Source organism: Kitasatospora sp. Xyl93, assembly GCF_055383135.1.
Genome location: NZ_AP029185.1, coordinates 6895703 through 6911044 on the forward strand (window position 1 = coordinate 6895703; position 15342 = coordinate 6911044).

General features: G+C 72.2%; 12 protein-coding genes, 1 tRNA gene and 1 riboswitch. Of the genes, 6 read left to right on the forward strand and 7 right to left on the reverse strand.

The genetic code is table 11. The annotated features are described in order from the left end of the window. Positions 1-51: 51 nt before the first annotated feature. Positions 52-1812 (reverse strand): ABC transporter substrate-binding protein, encoded by a 1761-nt coding sequence (locus ACZ5GH_RS29940; protein ID WP_464335836.1) that lies wholly within the window; start codon positions 1810-1812, stop codon positions 52-54. A gap of 74 nt (positions 1813-1886) precedes the next feature. Beyond that, positions 1887-2867: an ABC transporter permease gene (locus tag ACZ5GH_RS29945; RefSeq protein WP_387756674.1), complete on the reverse strand. Its 981-nt coding sequence runs from the start codon at positions 2865-2867 to the stop codon at positions 1887-1889. Between the two features lie 302 nt (positions 2868-3169). Next, positions 3170-3268: riboswitch (ZMP/ZTP riboswitch) on the forward strand. A gap of 19 nt (positions 3269-3287) precedes the next feature. Between ACZ5GH_RS29945 and ACZ5GH_RS29950 the strand changes: the two genes are divergently transcribed. After that, a complete protein-coding gene (locus tag ACZ5GH_RS29950; protein WP_464335837.1) occupies positions 3288-4745 on the forward strand; it encodes a glycine hydroxymethyltransferase in 1458 nt (485 codons plus the stop codon). Positions 4746-4929: 184 nt separating this feature from the next. Here ACZ5GH_RS29950 and ACZ5GH_RS29955 read toward each other — a convergent pair whose 3' ends face one another. From ACZ5GH_RS29955 to ACZ5GH_RS29970, 4 genes are all read right to left on the reverse strand, one after another. Further along, complete coding sequence (locus tag ACZ5GH_RS29955) at positions 4930-6357, reverse strand: aldehyde dehydrogenase family protein (RefSeq protein ID WP_387756672.1); 1428 nt, start codon at positions 6355-6357, stop codon at positions 4930-4932. A gap of 113 nt (positions 6358-6470) precedes the next feature. Further along, on the reverse strand, positions 6471-6992 hold the full coding sequence (locus tag ACZ5GH_RS29960; protein WP_464335838.1) for a DUF6624 domain-containing protein: 522 nt from the start codon (positions 6990-6992) through the stop codon (positions 6471-6473). Positions 6993-7303: 311 nt separating this feature from the next. Further along, positions 7304-8953, reverse strand: coding sequence for an APC family permease (locus ACZ5GH_RS29965; protein WP_464335839.1), 1650 nt, complete (start codon positions 8951-8953; stop codon positions 7304-7306). 325 nt (positions 8954-9278) lie between these two features. Then, a tRNA-Leu gene (locus ACZ5GH_RS29970) sits at positions 9279-9363 on the reverse strand. Positions 9364-9774: 411 nt separating this feature from the next. On the opposite strand from ACZ5GH_RS29970, the gene ACZ5GH_RS29975 reads away from it, so the two are divergent. After that, positions 9775-10341 (forward strand): ATP-binding protein, encoded by a 567-nt coding sequence (locus ACZ5GH_RS29975; protein ID WP_464335840.1) that lies wholly within the window; start codon positions 9775-9777, stop codon positions 10339-10341. Between the two features lie 114 nt (positions 10342-10455). Here the strand turns inward: ACZ5GH_RS29975 and idi are convergent, their stop codons facing one another. Further along, positions 10456-11109 (reverse strand): isopentenyl-diphosphate Delta-isomerase, encoded by a 654-nt coding sequence (gene idi / locus ACZ5GH_RS29980; protein ID WP_359901625.1) that lies wholly within the window; start codon positions 11107-11109, stop codon positions 10456-10458. Positions 11110-11714: 605 nt separating this feature from the next. On the opposite strand from idi, the gene ACZ5GH_RS29985 reads away from it, so the two are divergent. From ACZ5GH_RS29985 to ACZ5GH_RS30000, 4 genes are all read left to right on the forward strand, one after another. Continuing rightward, on the forward strand, positions 11715-12470 hold the full coding sequence (locus tag ACZ5GH_RS29985; RefSeq protein ID WP_387756668.1) for a phosphocholine cytidylyltransferase family protein: 756 nt from the start codon (positions 11715-11717) through the stop codon (positions 12468-12470). Beyond that, on the forward strand, positions 12458-13519 hold the full coding sequence (locus ACZ5GH_RS29990) for an iron-containing alcohol dehydrogenase family protein (RefSeq protein ID WP_049649808.1): 1062 nt from the start codon (positions 12458-12460) through the stop codon (positions 13517-13519). The genes ACZ5GH_RS29985 and ACZ5GH_RS29990 overlap by 13 nt, the downstream gene beginning before the upstream one ends. 91 nt (positions 13520-13610) lie before the next feature. Continuing rightward, positions 13611-14348 (forward strand): CDP-alcohol phosphatidyltransferase family protein, encoded by a 738-nt coding sequence (locus ACZ5GH_RS29995; RefSeq protein WP_387756821.1) that lies wholly within the window; start codon positions 13611-13613, stop codon positions 14346-14348. Continuing rightward, positions 14345-15244: a glycosyltransferase family 2 protein gene (locus ACZ5GH_RS30000; protein WP_387756667.1), complete on the forward strand. Its 900-nt coding sequence runs from the start codon at positions 14345-14347 to the stop codon at positions 15242-15244. Before ACZ5GH_RS29995 ends, ACZ5GH_RS30000 begins: the two co-directional genes overlap by 4 nt. The last annotated feature ends 98 nt before the right edge of the window (positions 15245-15342 follow it).

Here is a 15342-nt window from a genome sequence, read left to right on the forward strand (position 1 = left end):
GCAGGAGGGGGCCGCCCCTCGTCCCGACGGGGGCGAGGGGCGGCCCGGCACTCAGGACTTCAGGTACAGCCAGGCCAGCGAGACGGTCCCGTAGATCGGGTGGATGAACGCCCCGCCGACGTTGCCGCCGCGCAGTTGGTTGACCGTCGGGTAGGCGAACGGCAGCACCGGCACGTCCTTCATCACGGTCTGCTCCAGCGCGTACAGCTCCTTGGCCTTGGCGCGCGGCTCGCCGACCTGGTTGATCCGGTCGATCTCCTTGTCGACCTCCGGGTTGCGGTAGCGCGCGGAGTTGAGGTCGCTGCCGGCCCGGCCGTCGAAGGAGAACGGGACGAGGGTGGACGGGGTCGGCCAGTCGACCGAGCTGGTCTCCTCGAACAGGTCGTACGGGGAGTCGGCGCGGTGCACCTCGTCCAGGAAGGCCTTGGGGTCGACCGGCTTGGGCACGACGGTGATCCCGGCCTTGCCGAAGCCCTCGACCAGCACCTGCGCCACCCGCTGCCCGGTCGGGGTGTTCCGGTACGCGTAGGTCAGGCTCCCGGGCGCCTGCTTGGCCTTGGCGAGCGCGGCCTTGGCGGCCTCCGGGTCGCCCTCGGGCCGGACCGGGTGGAGGTCGTACTTCTGCCAGTCGATCAGCGCGGGCGAGCTGAGCGTGGTGGCCAGCTCGCCGGTCCGGGCGCCGCCCTGGACCTGGCGGGCCTGCTGGCGCGGGTAGGCCAGGTGCAGCGCCGTGCGGACCTCGACGTCCGGCACCCGCTCGTTGTTGATCACCAGCTGGGTGACGAAGGCGCCCTGCCGGCCGGAGACGACCAGTTCCTTGGCCTTCGGGTCGGTGTCGGTGGTCTGGTACAGCTCGGCGGAGAGGGTGTCGGCGGCGGTGGTGGCGTTGGCGCCGCCGTCCCGGCCGGAGAGGATCTCCTGGTTGATGTTGAGCGATTCCTTGCCGTACGTGAAGACGAACTTCTCCGGGTACTGGCTGCGGATCGGGTCGGTCTCGGGCTTCCAGGCCGGGTTGCGCTCCAGCACCATCCGGGTGTTCTGGACGTGCTCGACGATCCGGTACGGGCCGGTCGCGAACGGCAGCCGGTCGTACTCCGTCCCGGTGTCCTTGTCGCGGCGCACCGGCGAGGAGGAGGACTGGGCGGCCATGTACGGGACGTCGGCCTGCGGCTGCGGGAAGTGGAAGACGATGGTGCGCTCGTCCGGCGTCTCGATCGCGTCCAGGTCGCCGGCCTGCGGGCCCGCGTACTTGGCGCGCGCCGCCTCGTAGCTGGCCTCGCCGGTGAGCCACTGCGGCCAGTACGGCGGGCCGACCTCGTAGCCCTTGCCGAAGGTGCGCTCGATGCCGTACTTGACGTCCTGGGCGGTGATCGGCCGGCCGTCCTCCCAGGCGACGCCCTGCTTGAGCCGGTACGTCCAGGTGCGTCCGCCGTCGGCCGGGGTGCCGGTGTCGGTGGCCAGGTCGCCGACCAGCTTGGCCTTGCCGTCCACGACCTGGTACTGGGTCAGCTGGCGGCCCCAGAGCAGCGAGGCGTTGTAGGCGGCGCCGGCGTAGACCTTCTGCGGGTCGAGGTGGCGGAACTCGACGCTGTTGTACACGTTCACCGTGCCGCCCGCCCGGGCGCCCGGGACGGCCGGGGCGGGGCCGGCGCTCTCCTGCTCGCTGCCGAGGACGGCGGTCAGCGGGGAGGTCTCCTTGGCGGAGGCCCCGGCGGCGCCGCCGGGGCCGGTGGTGGTGCCCGCGCCGGCCGAGCAGGAGGTCGCCAGCAGGGCGGTGGCGACGACGGCGAGGGACGGTCTGGTCCAGCGCATGGCGAATCTCTCCTTGTCCCGGCGGGTCGTGCCGGGACGGGCTCGGGTTGGTGGACGGGAGGAGGTGAAAGGTTTCAGCGGGCAGTGCCGGCGCGTGGGTCCAGCGCGTCCCGGACGGCGTCGCCGAGCAGGTTGAAGGCGATGACGAACAGCAGCAGCGCCACGCCGGGGAACACCATGTAGGTGGGGTCGGCCTGGAAGACCTCGGAGCCGCGCGCGATCATCCGCCCCCAGTCCGGGACCGGCTCGGTGACGCCGACGCCGAGGAAGGACAGCGCGGCCTCGGAGGCGACGAAGGTCGGCACCGCCATGGTGGCGTGCACCAGCAGCTGCGAGCGCACGTTCGGCAGGAGTTCGTGGACGACGACATGGAACCGGCTCGCGCCCTGGGCCCGCGCGGACTGCACGAAATCCCTTTCCCGGAGCGAGCGGACGGTGGCCCGCAGGGAAAGCGCGAGCGGAATCCAGCCGAACGCCGAGAACACCAGGATCAGCACCAGGAACTGCATCCATTCCGGTTCCGCGGTGCCCGGGTCGACCAGCCGGGACTGGATCACCGGACTGAGCGCGAGCAGCAGGAGCAGGGTGGGAAAGGCCAGCAGCACGTTCGCGAGGAATCCGAACAACCGGTCCGTGAGCCCGCCCAGATAGCCGACCGCGACGCCGGCCAGCACGCCCAGGGTGGTGGTCACCGCGGCCGCCGCGAAGGCGATCAGCAGCGAGGTGCGGATGCCGTACAGCAGCTGGGTGAACACGTCCCGGCCGAGGCCGGGCTCCAGGCCGAACCAGAAGTCCCCGGAGATCCCGCCGTTCGGCAGCATCGGCAGCCCGCCGTCGCTGAGCAGGCCGGGGAGGTTCTGGCCGTAGTGGTCGACCGGGTTCCTCCCGTACAGCGCGGCGATCAGCGGGGCGCCGAGCGCGAGCAGCAGGAACAGCACCACCACCGCCAGGGCGGTGGCGCCGACCCGGTCCCGCAGGATCCGGCGCAGCAGTCCGGGGTTCGCGGCGGGCGCGGGCCCGGCCACGGTGACCGGGACGGTGTCGACCACTGCCATGAGGCGTAACCCCCGAATTCTCCGCCGCCCCATGGTGAGGGTGCGCTGGTGTGCATTTCCGGTGCGGCCTCCGGGGGTTTCCCGGCGGCCGTTCGAGCGTCATTTGATCGGATGCGTCCGAGGTTCGCGAATCACCTTCGACGGCTGTTCGGGTAATTCCTGCCGAACTGTTTCGGGAAATGTGGCGGCTTCATTTCACCGAAACACCCGCGTTGCAGAAGAACGGACATAAGCGGACGGAACGGGCGGCCCGTTCCGCATTCTGAGACCTCCGCCACAGTCCCTCCGGTGTTGGTACGATCCCGGTGGGCCGCGACTGGCGCGTAGGGATGGAATCAACCATCGGGAAGCGGCCCCGTGGATCCTCACGTGCATGTCTGCCGAGCGCCTGGGCCCCCGCATCCCCACCAGGAGACCGCCATGGCCCAGCAGCCCCACACCGCCGCCTCCCCCGCGGCCGACACCGCCTTCCGCACCGCCCTCGACGTCGTCGCCGGCGTCGAACCGCGGATCGCCGCCGCCATCGGCCAGGAGCTGGCGGACCAGCGCGCCTCGCTCAAGCTGATCGCCAGCGAGAACTACGCCTCCCCGGCCGTCCTGCTCACCATGGGCAACTGGCTCAGCGACAAGTACGCCGAGGGCACCGTCGGCCGCCGCTTCTACGCGGGCTGCCGCAACGTCGACACGGTCGAGAGCATCGCCGCCGAGCACGCCCGCGAACTGTTCGGCGCCGACCACGCCTACGTCCAGCCGCACTCCGGCATCGACGCCAACCTGACCGCCTTCTGGGCCGTCCTCTCCCAGCGGGTCGAGAGCCCGGCGCTGGAGCGCGCCGCGGTGCGCAACGTCAACGACCTCACCGAGGAGGACTGGGCGCGGCTGCGCCAGGAACTCGGCAACCAGCGGATGCTCGGCATGTCCCTGGACACCGGCGGCCACCTCACCCACGGCTTCCGGCCCAACATCTCGGGCAAGATGTTCGAGCAGCGCAGCTACGGCACCGACCCGGCCACCGGCCTGATCGACTACGACGCGCTGCGCGAGACCGCCCGCGAGTTCCGCCCGCTGATCATCGTGGCCGGCTACTCCGCCTACCCGCGCCTGGTGGACTTCCGCAGGATGCGCGAGATCGCCGACGAGGTCGGCGCGACCCTCATGGTCGACATGGCGCACTTCGCCGGCCTGGTCGCGGGCAAGGTGCTGACCGGCGACCACGACCCGGTCCCGCACGCCCACATCGTCACCACCACCACCCACAAGTCCCTGCGCGGCCCGCGCGGCGGCATGGTGCTGTGTCAGTCCGAACTGGCCGAGCACGTCGACCGCGGCTGCCCGCTGGTGCTCGGCGGCCCGCTCTCGCACGTCATGGCCGCCAAGGCGGTCGCCCTCGCCGAGGCCCGCCGCCCCGAGTTCCAGGCCTACGCCCGCGCTGTCGTCGCCAACGCCCAGGCGCTCGCCGAGGGCCTGTTGCGCCGCGGCGGCAAGCTGGTCACCGGCGGCACCGACAACCACCTGGTCCTCGCCGACGTCTCCGGCTACGGCCTGACCGGCCGCCAGGCCGAGGCGGCGCTGCTCGACTCGGGCATCGTCACCAACCGCAACTCCGTCCCGCAGGACCCGAACGGCGCCTGGTACACCTCGGGCATCCGCCTCGGCACCCCGGCCCTCACCACCCGCGGCCTGGGCACCGCCGAGATGGACGAGATCGCCGACCTGATCCACACCGTCCTGGGCGCCACCAACCCCTCCACCACCGCCAAGGGCGCCCCGTCCAAGGCCGCCTACACCCTGGACGCCGCCCTCCGCGACGCCACGGCCAAGCGCGCCGCCGACCTGCTCACCCCGTACCCCCTCTACCCGGGCGTCGACCTGGCCTGACGGCCGGCCCGCCCCCCCGCCGGGGCGGTGGCGCCGCGGGCGGCTGGCGGCGAACGGCGAACAGCGAACAACCGACAGCGAACAGATGACAGATGATGAAATCTGTCATCTGTTCGCTGAACTCTGTCAGCCGTCAGCCGTCAGCCGTCAGTCGCCCGCCGCTCGCCGCCCGCCGTTCGTCGCGCTAGTACTGCAGGGACTTGTACTGGAGGAACTCCTCCAGCCCGTGGCGGCCCAGCTCCCGGCCGAGGCCCGAGCTCTTGTAGCCGCCGAAGGGTGCGAGCGGGTTGAAGCGGCCGCCGTTGAGGTCGACCTGGCCGGTGTCGAGGCGGCGGGCGAAGGCGGCGGCGGTGTCGGTGTCGCGGGCCCAGACACCGCCGGACAGGCCGTACGGGGTGCCGTTGGCGAGTTCGGCGGCGTGGTCCTCGTCCCGGTAGCGGAGGATCGCCAGGACCGGGCCGAACACCTCCTCCTGGGCCACCGTCATCTCCGGGGTGACGTCCGCGAGCACGGTCGGGCGGACGTAGTACCCGGTGGGCAGTTCGGCGATCGGCTCCGAGCCGCCGACCACCAGCCGGGCGCCCTCGGCCAGCGCGCCGTCGATGTAGCCGCGCACCCGGTCGAGCTGCCTGGCGTTGACCACCGGGCCGATCCGGGTCTGCGGGTCGGTCGGGTCGCCCGGGCGGTACTGGGCGGCGACCTCCTCGGCCCGGGCGACCGCCTCGTCGTACTGGTCCTCGTGCACCAGAAGCCGGGTCAGCGCGCTGCAGGTCTGGCCCGAGTTGGCGAACACGTTGGCCACGTTCGCCTTGACCGCGCGGGCCAGGTCGGCGCCCGGCAGCACCACGTTGGCCGACTTTCCGCCCAGCTCCAGGGAGACCCGCTTCAGCCCCCGGCCGGCCGTCTCGGCGACCTGCCGGCCGACCGCGGTGGAGCCGGTGAAGGAGACCAGGTCCACCTCCCGGTGCCCGACGAGCGCCGCGCCCGCCACCGCGCCGGTGCCGGTGACCAGGTTGAAGGCGCCCGCCGGGAACCCGGCCTCGTGCACCAGGCGGGCGAACAGCCGGGCCACCAGCGGGGTGTCCTCGGCCGGCTTGAGGACCACCGGGCAGCCGGCCGCCAGCGCCGGGACGGCCTTGGCCACGATCTGGTGCAGCGGGTAGTTCCACGGCGTGATCGCCGCGACCACCCCGGCCGGCTCGGCGTGCACCACCGAGTTGCCGATCCGCTCCTCGAAGGGGTGCTCGGCGAGCAGGCTCAGGTAGGAGGTCGCCACGGCGAGCGGCAGCCCGGCGTGCACGGCCCCGGCGAAGCCGACCGGCGAGCCGAGCTCGGCGACGACCGTCTCGGTGATCTCGTTCTGCGCGGTGGCGATCCCGTCCCGCAGCCGGGTCAGCAGCGCCAGCCGCTCCTCGCGGGTGGTCGCGCCCCAGCCGCGGGCCGCCCGGCGGGCCGCCGTCGCCGCCGCGTCGACGTCGGTCACGCCGCCGGCCGGCACGGTGGCCAGCACCTGCTCGGTCGCCGGGTTCAGTACGGTGATCGACCCGGCGTCCCCGGAGGGCCGCCACTCGCCGTCGATGTACTGGTCGCTGTGTTCCGCGTACTGCCGCACCCGATCGTCCCCTCATCCACTCGACCGATTAACTAGCAGCGCTAGTCGAGGGTCAGTCAACGCGGCACGGGCGGCCGCGCGCAAGAGTCAATCCCGATCGGCGGACGTGACGGTTACTTCGGAGCGAACCGCGCGGTGTACTCGTCGAACGGCTCGATGCCCACCGCCGCGCGCCGCTCGTCCAGCCGCTCCGGCTCCTCGCAGGGCCACGGCACCGGTCGGCCGTCCGCCACCGCGCCGATCTGGGTGCCGTAGCGCTGCTCCCGGCCCTCGTTGACGGCGAGCCGGTCCTGGAGGAAGGCCAGGTCGCGGGCGCTCGCCTCGCCCCGGGCGACCGCCTCGCCCATCAGCTCCGCCGCCCGCCGCTGGACGTCGAGCTGCCGGTCCGCGTGCTGCGCCACCAACCATGCCGCCCGGGCCGCCTCGGGGCCGACTGTGCGCCCGGTCGGCCAGCCGTGCGTCGCCATGATCTCCGCGAGCCGGTCCCCGTGCCGGGCGGTGAGCCGCCGCCAGACCGCCTGCTCGGCGAGGTCGGGGCTGTGCGCCAGCCGGGCGGCCGCGCCGTCCTCGGCCATCATCCCGACCAGTTCCTCGGCCAGTTCCCCGGCCAGTTCCCGCCCCTGCACGTCCGCCATGCCGATCCGCTCCTCCGCGTCCGGGCCCTCCTACCGAGGACCGCCCGGTACCACGCTAGGAGCGGAATCCGCGACGAAGATCATCCCCGAGGACGGTGACCCGGGGGTGCCGTCCGCGGCAGAATGGATGCACACCGGGAACGGAGCGCACCGCGCCCGCCCCGACGGACGCCGAAGGCCGGTCGGATTCCTCCGACCGGCCTTCACCGTGAGCCGCATGAACTCATGAGCTCATGCGGCTCAAGAACTCACGAGCTCAAGAACTCACGAACTCACGGGTTCATGCGGCTCAGCTCGCCACGTCCCGGACCTCAGACCCGCGAGGCCTCCGCGGCGTCGAGCGGCGCGGCGCTCTCGGCCTCCGCCGCCATCTCCCTGCGGACCTCGGCCAGCGAGGGGTTGGCCCAGGCGCTGGCGACGCCCCAGCGGTAGAACGCCAGCCCGATCGCGGCGACGATCAGCAGGTCCCAGCCCTCCGGCAGGTAGCCGTTCCCGCCGAAGTCGGCGCTGCCCGCCCAGGAGACGCCGGCCATCACGAACAGGTACGCGACCATCCAGGCGCCGGCCTTGAGGTGCGGCTTCAGCTCGGCGAACGGCTTGCGCAGCTCGTACCAGGCCCAGATCGGCAGACCGGCGGCCATCAGCAGGATGACCTTGCCGGTGAGCGGCCAGCGGGCCCAGTAGAGCACCAGCGAGCCGAAGACCATCGCGACCGGGGCGATCACCGGCATGGCGCGCAGTCGGACCGGCCGGGGCAGGTCCGGGGCCAGGCGGCGCAGCGCCATCACGGCGACCGGGCCGGTGATGTACGAGATCACGGTGGCCACCGAGACGATCTCGGCCAGCGAGCCCCAGCCGCGGAAGACCGCGAGGAACAGGAAGGCGACCACCAGGTTGAGCAGCAGCGCCGGGCGCGGGATGCCGGTCTTGGCGTCGACCTTGCCGAAGACCTTCGGCAGGTGGCCGTTCTCCTGCACGCCGTGGATCATGCGCGAGGTGGTGGCGGCGTAGATCATGCCGGTGCCGGACGGCGAGATGAACGCGTCCGCGTAGAGCAGGATCGCCAGCCAGTTGAGACCCCAGGCGATGGCCAGGTCGGCCAGCGGCGAGGTGTAGGAGAGGTTGCTCCAGCCGTTCGCCAGGTCGCCGCTCGGGATGGCGCCGAGGAAGGCGATCTGCAGCGCGACGTAGATCACCAGGGCGATCAGGATCGAGCCGATGACGGCCTTCGGCAGCGACTTGCCGGGGTTGCGGGCCTCGCCGGCCAGGTTGAGCGGCGACTGGAAGCCGTTGAAGGCCCAGACGATGCCGGAGACCGCTACGGCGGTGAACACCGCGCTCCAACCGTTCGGCGCGAAGCCGCCGTGGTCGGTGAAGTGCGCCGAGTCGAAGTGCGCGAAGAGCAGTGCACCGGCGGTCACCGTCGGGACGATGACCTTGAAGACGGTGATCGCGGTGTTGGTCTTGGCGAACAGGGTGATCGCGAACCAGTTGAGGACGAAGTAGATCACCAGCAGCACGCTGGCGAGCGCCACGCCGCTGAGGGTCAGCTCCTGGCCGTCGTACAACCCCTTCGCCCAGCCGAAGTGCCAGGAGCTCATGTACTGCACGGAGGCGGTGGCCTCACCCGGGATGACCGAGACGATGGCGATCCAGTTCGCCCAGGCGGCCAGGTAGCCGGCCAGCGAGCCGTGCGAGTACTGGCCGTACCGGACCATGCCGCCGGCCTTGGGGAACATCGAGCCGAGCTCGCTGTAGGTGAGCGCGATGGTCAGCGCCACCGCGGCACCGATCACCCAGGCGAGGATCGAGGCGGGGCCGGCGAGCTTGGCGGCGCGCTCGGCACCGAACAGCCACCCGGAGCCGATGATCGATCCCAGCCCGACGGCGGTCAGGCTGATCGTGCCGAGCGATCGGCGGTAGTTCTGGTGTGATGGCGTCGACGAGTCGGGCTCACTCAACGTATCGGTCCTCTCGCTCGTGGTTCATCGGGTGGTGTCGGTGTTTTTGCGATTTTGAGCCGGTATTTCGGGCAAACGGAGAGCAGCCTATGTTCCGAAAAGGGGCGAATACCTCAGAGGAAGCTCAAACCGTCCGATTGTTGCCATCTCGTGTCCGGCTTCCGCCGGTACGGACCGGGGAGGAGACCGGCGCCACAGCGCCTGCAGCGGACGGTGGCCGGGGATGGCGACCGGGGATGGCGACCGGGGTCGGCCCGGGAAAAGGGCGGCCCGAAAAACGAAATTCCCCGTGGGGGCCTTTCGGCTCCCACGGGGAATTCGGCTGTGTCCGAGGGGGGACTTGAACCCCCACGCCCGATAAAGGGCACTAGCACCTCAAGCTAGCGCGTCTGCCATTCCGCCACCCGGACGGGGTGTGTGCTTCGGGGGCTTTTTCCTCGCCCCCTCGGCGACAGAGAGAACATTACCAGGGTTCTGGAGTGCTTCTCACCTGCGCTTCCTCGGAGCCGCGCCCCGGGACGCCCTGGTCGGGGAGTCCGGGGGGCCAGTGGGCCGCGGCGGCGGGCCCGTACGCCACCCGCGCCCAGGCCCCACCCGCGCCCCCGCGAGCCCGCACCTCGTCCGCACCCGGTCCCCACAGGTTGGTACGGCCTGTGAACGCGCTCGAATCCGGACCGAAGCGGTGGCGTCCGCGAAGGAACCGGTCGACTTTCGCGCCTCCCGCGGTCGGTTGCGGGCGGAACCGGTCCGACACGGGCAACTTGTCGACGGTGCCACGGCCGCCACGACGGCTCTCCTAGCCTCTGTGGACCGAGGGCGCCATGAGCGGATCGCCTGATTCCCGGGTCGCGGACGAAGGGCGGCTGGACGTGGAGCAGATCAGCGGAGCGGCGAAGGCCGAACCGAGACGCGGCGCGGGGCCGGAGGGCCTGGCCGGGGCCCCGGCCTCCGGAGGCCCGGCGGAGGGCGTGTGGCGCTTCCCGGTGCCGGCCACCGAGGCCTCGGTGCCGCTCACCAGGCACGCGGTGCGCGACCGCCTGCTCGCCCAGGGGATGACCGGGGTGCGCTACCAGGAGCTGGTGGACGACCTGCTGCTGATCGTCTCGGAGCTGGTGAGCAACGCGGTGACGCACGCCGCCGAGCTGTCGCCCGAGGTGGTCACCGAGCTGTCGGTGCGCCGGTCCTGGGTGCGGGTGTCGGTCGAGGACGGCGACCCGTACCGGCCGAAGGCGCTGGAGAACGACACCGGACGCACCGGCGGGCGCGGGCTGCTGCTGGTGAAGAGCGTCACCCTCCAGGCCGGCGGGGTGTGCGACGTCGAACACACGGGGGAGGGCGGCAAGGTCATCTGGGCCTCGCTGCCCGTCCCCCCGGAGCCCGGCCACTGACCGGCCGGGCCCGGCGCCGGAGCGGCCGGACGGTGGACCGACGCTGCCGGACGGTGAACCGACGGCGCACGGCCGCGCAGCGAAGCGGCCCGCCCGGGAACCGACGGCTCCGGACTACCAGTCCCGCCCGGCGATCTCCCGGATGCCCGGCAGCGCGGCCTCGAAGACCGTCTCGAACCAGACCGAGAACGGCCGCTCCGCCCGCAGCTCCCGCAGCTCCTGCGCGGTCACGAAGGCGAAGTCGTCCACCTCCTCCGGGTCCGGCTCGACCGGGGCGGTCACCAGTCCCACGAACAGGTGGTTCCACTCCCGCTCGATCAGCCCGGACGCCTCGTCCGGCAGGTCGTAGCGGACGGTGCCCGCCTCGCAGAGCAGCGCCGGTGCGACGCCCAGCTCCTCGGCGGTGCGCCGGGCGGCGGCGACGAACGGCGGCTCGTCCGGGTACGGGTGGCCGCAGCAGGTGTTCGACCAGACGCCGGGGGAGTGGTACTTGCCGAGGGCCCGGCGCTGGAGCAGCAGCCGGCCCTGGCGGTCGAACAGGAAGACCGAGAAGGCCCGGTGCAGCCGGCCCGGCTGCTGGTGGGCCCAGAGCTTCTCGCCGGTGCCGATCGTGACGCCCTCGTCGTCGACCAGTTCCAGCAGGATCTCGGCTCCGGCGGGGGCGGACCCGGTGGCCCGGGGGTCGACCGTCACATCGGTCTCCACGTCGAGACCGGTGTCGATCTCGGCGGCGAAGTGCGTCGGGTCGGTCGGCAGACTCTGGGGCATGGGGCCTCTTTCGGGAACGGGAGCAACGGGAGCATCGGGTGCCTCCGACGCACCGGCTGGAGTGCGGCGGACACAGCGGGGGCACCGGCACCGGCGTCGGGCTCCAGTCTGCCGTATGGGTGGCACTCGGCAGGGGTCCCACGCACAACCGGGCGGATCATGACTCGGAGGAGTCGGAAACCGCCGGGAGAAGGGTCCGGGAAACCCTCGAAAGAGTCACGGAATTCGCAGAACCGTTCGGCGGACGTTCGGGGCCCGTTCGACCGTTCCGCACCCTCTCGGCGAACCCCGGGCCGCCCTGCTGCCACCCCCACCGTCAGCCCCGCCGGCACCCCGCCCACCGGCTCCACCGCGCCCCGCCCACGGCCCGCCGCCACCCCGGCCGCAAACCCCGCCCACCAGCCCGTCTCCCGCCCCCGGGCCTGCGGGCGCGTTCTGGTCGGTCGCCCTGGTCGCCTACCATCACATACGACACGGTGCCCGGATCTGTGCCGGCACCGGCGCGCCGCCGCCCGGCCCGGTCGAACCCCGGTCCGGGCGAACCAGTGGCGCCGCCGAACCCCCGGCGCGGCCCCGCGCACAGCACGACGGATCAGGAGACCCGCATGATCGGCCTCGTTCTGGCAGCCGGCGCCGGCCGCCGGCTGCGCCCGTACACCGACACCCTGCCCAAGGCGCTGGTGCCGGTCGACGGGGAACGGACCGTCCTGGACCTCACCCTCGGCAACTTCGCCGAGGTCGGACTGCGCGAGGCCGCGATAGTCGTCGGCTACCGCAAGGAGGCGGTGTACGACCGCAAGGACGCCCTGGAGAGCAAGTACGGCGTCAAGCTCCACCTGGTCGAGAACGACAAGGCGGAGGAGTGGAACAACGCCTACTCGCTCTGGTGCGCCCGCGACCTGTTCGCCGAGGGCCTGCTGCTCGCCAACGGCGACACCGTCCACCCGGCCTCCGTCCAGCGCACCATGCTGGAGGGCAACCAGCGGCTGACCGAGGCCGGCACCGCCCCCGGCATCCTGCTCGCCCTCGACACGGTGAAGAAGCTCGCCGACGAGGAGATGAAGGTCGTCGTCGACCCGGCCACCGGCATGCGCCGCATCACCAAGCTGATGGAGCCGGCCGAGGCGACCGGCGAGTACATCGGCGTCACCGTGATCAACCCGTCCGCCGCGGCCGACCTCACCGACGCGCTGCGCGCCACCTACGAGCGCGACCCGCAGCTGTACTACGAGGACGGCTACCAGGAGATGGTCAACCGCGGCCTGCGGATCGACGTGCAGCCGATCGGCGAGGTCTCCTGGGTCGAGGTCGACAACCACGACGACCTGGCGAAGGCCCGGGAGATCGCGTGCCGGTACTGACCCGACTGGTCCCGTCGCCGCTGTTCGTCGAGATCCGCCCGGGCGCGCTGGACGCGCTCGGCGGCATCCTGGCGGACCAGCGGCTGTCGGCCTCGGGCCGGATCGCCGTCGCGATCAGCAACGGCTCCGGCTCGGCCATGCGCCGCCGCCTGGAGCCGGCCCTGCCCGGCGCCGACTGGTACAACGTGGACGACGGCAGCCTGGACAGCGCCGTGCGGCTGGCCGAAGCGATGCGCGGCGGGCACTACGACGCGATGGTCGGCCTCGGCGGCGGCAAGATCATCGACGCCGCCAAGTACGCCGCGGCCCGGGTCGGCCTGCCGCTGGTCGCGGTCGCCACCAACCTGGCCCACGACGGCATCTGCTCGCCGGTCTCCACCCTGGACAACGACGCCGGCCGCGGCTCCTACGGGGTGCCCAGCCCGATCGGCATCGTGGTCGACCTGGACGTGATCCGGCAGGCCCCGCAGCGCTTCGTGGCGGCCGGCGTGGGCGACGTCGTCTCCAACATCTCCGCGTGCGCGGACTGGGAGCTTTCGCACGCGGTGACCGGCGAGCCGGTGGACGGGCTGGCCGTGGCGATGGCCCGCTCGGCGGGCGAGAACCTGCTGCGGCACCCGGGAAGCACCCAGGACCAGGACCTCCTGACGGCGCTGGCCGAGGCCCTGGTACTGTCCGGCATCGCGATGAACATCGCGGGCAGCACCCGGCCCTCGTCGGGCGCCTGCCACGAGATCTCGCATGCCCTGGACGTGCTGTATCCCAAGCGGTCCGCCCAGCACGGCGAGCAGGTCGGCCTCGGCGCCGCCTTCGCCAGCTTCCTGCGGGGCGAGCGCGAGCTGACCGGTCTGATCGTGGAGCGCCTGGCGAGCCACGGACTACCGGTGACCGCGGCTCAGATCGGCTTCACCGAGGCGGAGTTCACCGAAGCGGTGCACTACGCTCCGAACACCCGACCGGGGCGCTTCACCATCCTCGAACACCTCGACCTCTCCCCTTCCGCAATCAGGGACGCGTACGCCGACTATGTCCAAGCCGTCAACAGCTGACCCCTCCACCGCGGGCACCCAGCGGCCCCCGGTGGACCTGACCCGCCGGCCCTCGATCGAGGAACTGCGCGCGGTGATCCACCCGGAGGGCATGCTCCAGCGCCGCAGCGCCGAGCACTGGGCCGGACGCCTGTACATGCGGAAGATCTCGCTGCGGATCACCCGCGTGCTCTCCACCGTGACGGCGATCACGCCCAACGGCCTGACGTACCTGATGATGTTCACCGGCATCCTGGCCGGTGCCGGGCTGGTCGTGCCGGGCATCGCGGGCGCCGTCCTGGGCGCCCTGCTGATCCAGGTCTACCTGCTGCTGGACTGCGTGGACGGCGAGGTGGCCCGCTGGCGCCGGCAGACCTCGCTCACCGGTGTCTACCTGGACCGGGTCGGCCACTACATGTCCGAGGCGGCGCTGCTGACCGGTCTCGGCCTGCGCGCCACCGACCTGCTGCACCGCGAGGGCTCCGGCTCGCACTGGGAGTGGGCCTTCCTCGGCACCCTGGCCGCGCTCGGCGCGATCCTGATCAAGTCCGAGACCGACCTGGTGGACGTCGCCCGGGCACGCAGCGGCCTGACGGCCGTCGAGGACAGCGCCTCGGTGCCGCGCTCGGCGTCCGTGGCCAAGGCCCGCCGGGCGGCCGCCTTCCTGAAGTTCCACCGGCTGGTCGGCGCGGTCGAGGCCTCGCTGCTGATCCTGGCCGCCGGCGTCGCCGACGCCGTGCACGGCGGACTGCTCTTCACCCGGCTCGCGGTGGTCGTCCTGGCGGCGATCGCGATGCTCCAGACCGTGCTCCACCTGCTGAGCATCGTCCTCTCCAGCAGGCTGCGATGAGTGCGGCGACGGACGCGGAGGACTTCCGCCTCGGCGCCGTGATCATCACCATGGGCAACCGGCCCGCCGAGCTCAACGCCCTGATCGAGGCCGTCCGCGCCCAGGAGGGCCGGGCGGTCGAGCTGGCCGTGGTCGGCCAGGGCGTGAAGCTGCCCCCGCTGCCGGAGGGCGTGCGCAGCGTCGAGCTGCCGGAGAACCTCGGCATCCCGGGCGGCCGCAACGTCGGCATCGAGCTGTTCGGCCGGGACGGGGCGGACGTCGACGCCATCCTCTTCCTGGACGACGACGGCAACCTGCCGCGGACCGACTCGGCCCGTCTGCTGCGCGAGGCCTTCACCGCCGACCCGGAGCTGGGCATCGTCTCCTTCCGGATCGCCGACCCGGACACCGGTGTCACCCAGCGCCGGCACGTCCCCCGGCTGCGCGCCAGCGACCCGCTGCGCTCGTCCCGGGTGACCACCTTCCTGGGCGGCGCGAGCGCGGTGCGCTGCAAGGTGTTCGAGCAGGCCGGGCAGCTGCCCGCCGAGTTCTTCTACGCCCACGAGGAGACCGACCTCGCGTGGCGCGCGCTGGACGCCGGCTGGGCCATCGACTACCGGGCGGACGTGGTGCTGCACCACCCCACGACCTCGCCGGCCCGCCACGCGAGCTACTTCCACAACGTGGCCCGCAACCGGGTCTGGCTCGCGAGGCGGAACCTTCCGGCCCTGTTGGTGCCTCTCTATCTGGGAACCTGGTTCCTGCTGACCCTGGCCCGCCGCCCCTCCCCGGAGGCGCTGAAGGCCTGGTGGGGCGGATTCCGGGCGGGTTGGCGCGAACCCTGCGGTCCGCGGCGGCCCATGCGGTGGCGTACCGTCTGGCGACTGACCAGGCTGGGCCGACCTCCGATCATCTGATCGCATCCGATGGCATCGCATCGAATGACCGATCGCTGCGGCCGGTGCCCACACACCGGCCGGCTCCCCCGAGATCCCAGTGGATCCCCATCGGTGCA

Excerpts from the sequence above, each read along its gene's own strand:
- ACZ5GH_RS29985 (WP_387756668.1), top strand. The coding sequence starts at position 11,715 with ATGATCGGCCTCGTTCTGGCAGCCGGCGCCGGCCGCCGGCTGCGCCCG.
- ACZ5GH_RS30000 (WP_387756667.1), top strand. The coding sequence starts at position 14,345 with ATGAGTGCGGCGACGGACGCGGAGGACTTCCGCCTCGGCGCCGTGATC.
- ACZ5GH_RS29995 (WP_387756821.1), top strand. The coding sequence starts at position 13,611 with ATGCTCCAGCGCCGCAGCGCCGAGCACTGGGCCGGACGCCTGTACATG.
- ACZ5GH_RS29960 (WP_464335838.1), bottom strand. The coding sequence starts at position 6,992 with ATGGCGGACGTGCAGGGGCGGGAACTGGCCGGGGAACTGGCCGAGGAA.
- ACZ5GH_RS29945 (WP_387756674.1), bottom strand. The coding sequence starts at position 2,867 with ATGGCAGTGGTCGACACCGTCCCGGTCACCGTGGCCGGGCCCGCGCCC.
- idi (WP_359901625.1), bottom strand. The coding sequence starts at position 11,109 with ATGCCCCAGAGTCTGCCGACCGACCCGACGCACTTCGCCGCCGAGATC.
- ACZ5GH_RS29940 (WP_464335836.1), bottom strand. The coding sequence starts at position 1,812 with ATGCGCTGGACCAGACCGTCCCTCGCCGTCGTCGCCACCGCCCTGCTG.
- ACZ5GH_RS29950 (WP_464335837.1), top strand. The coding sequence starts at position 3,288 with ATGGCCCAGCAGCCCCACACCGCCGCCTCCCCCGCGGCCGACACCGCC.
- ACZ5GH_RS29975 (WP_464335840.1), top strand. The coding sequence starts at position 9,775 with ATGAGCGGATCGCCTGATTCCCGGGTCGCGGACGAAGGGCGGCTGGAC.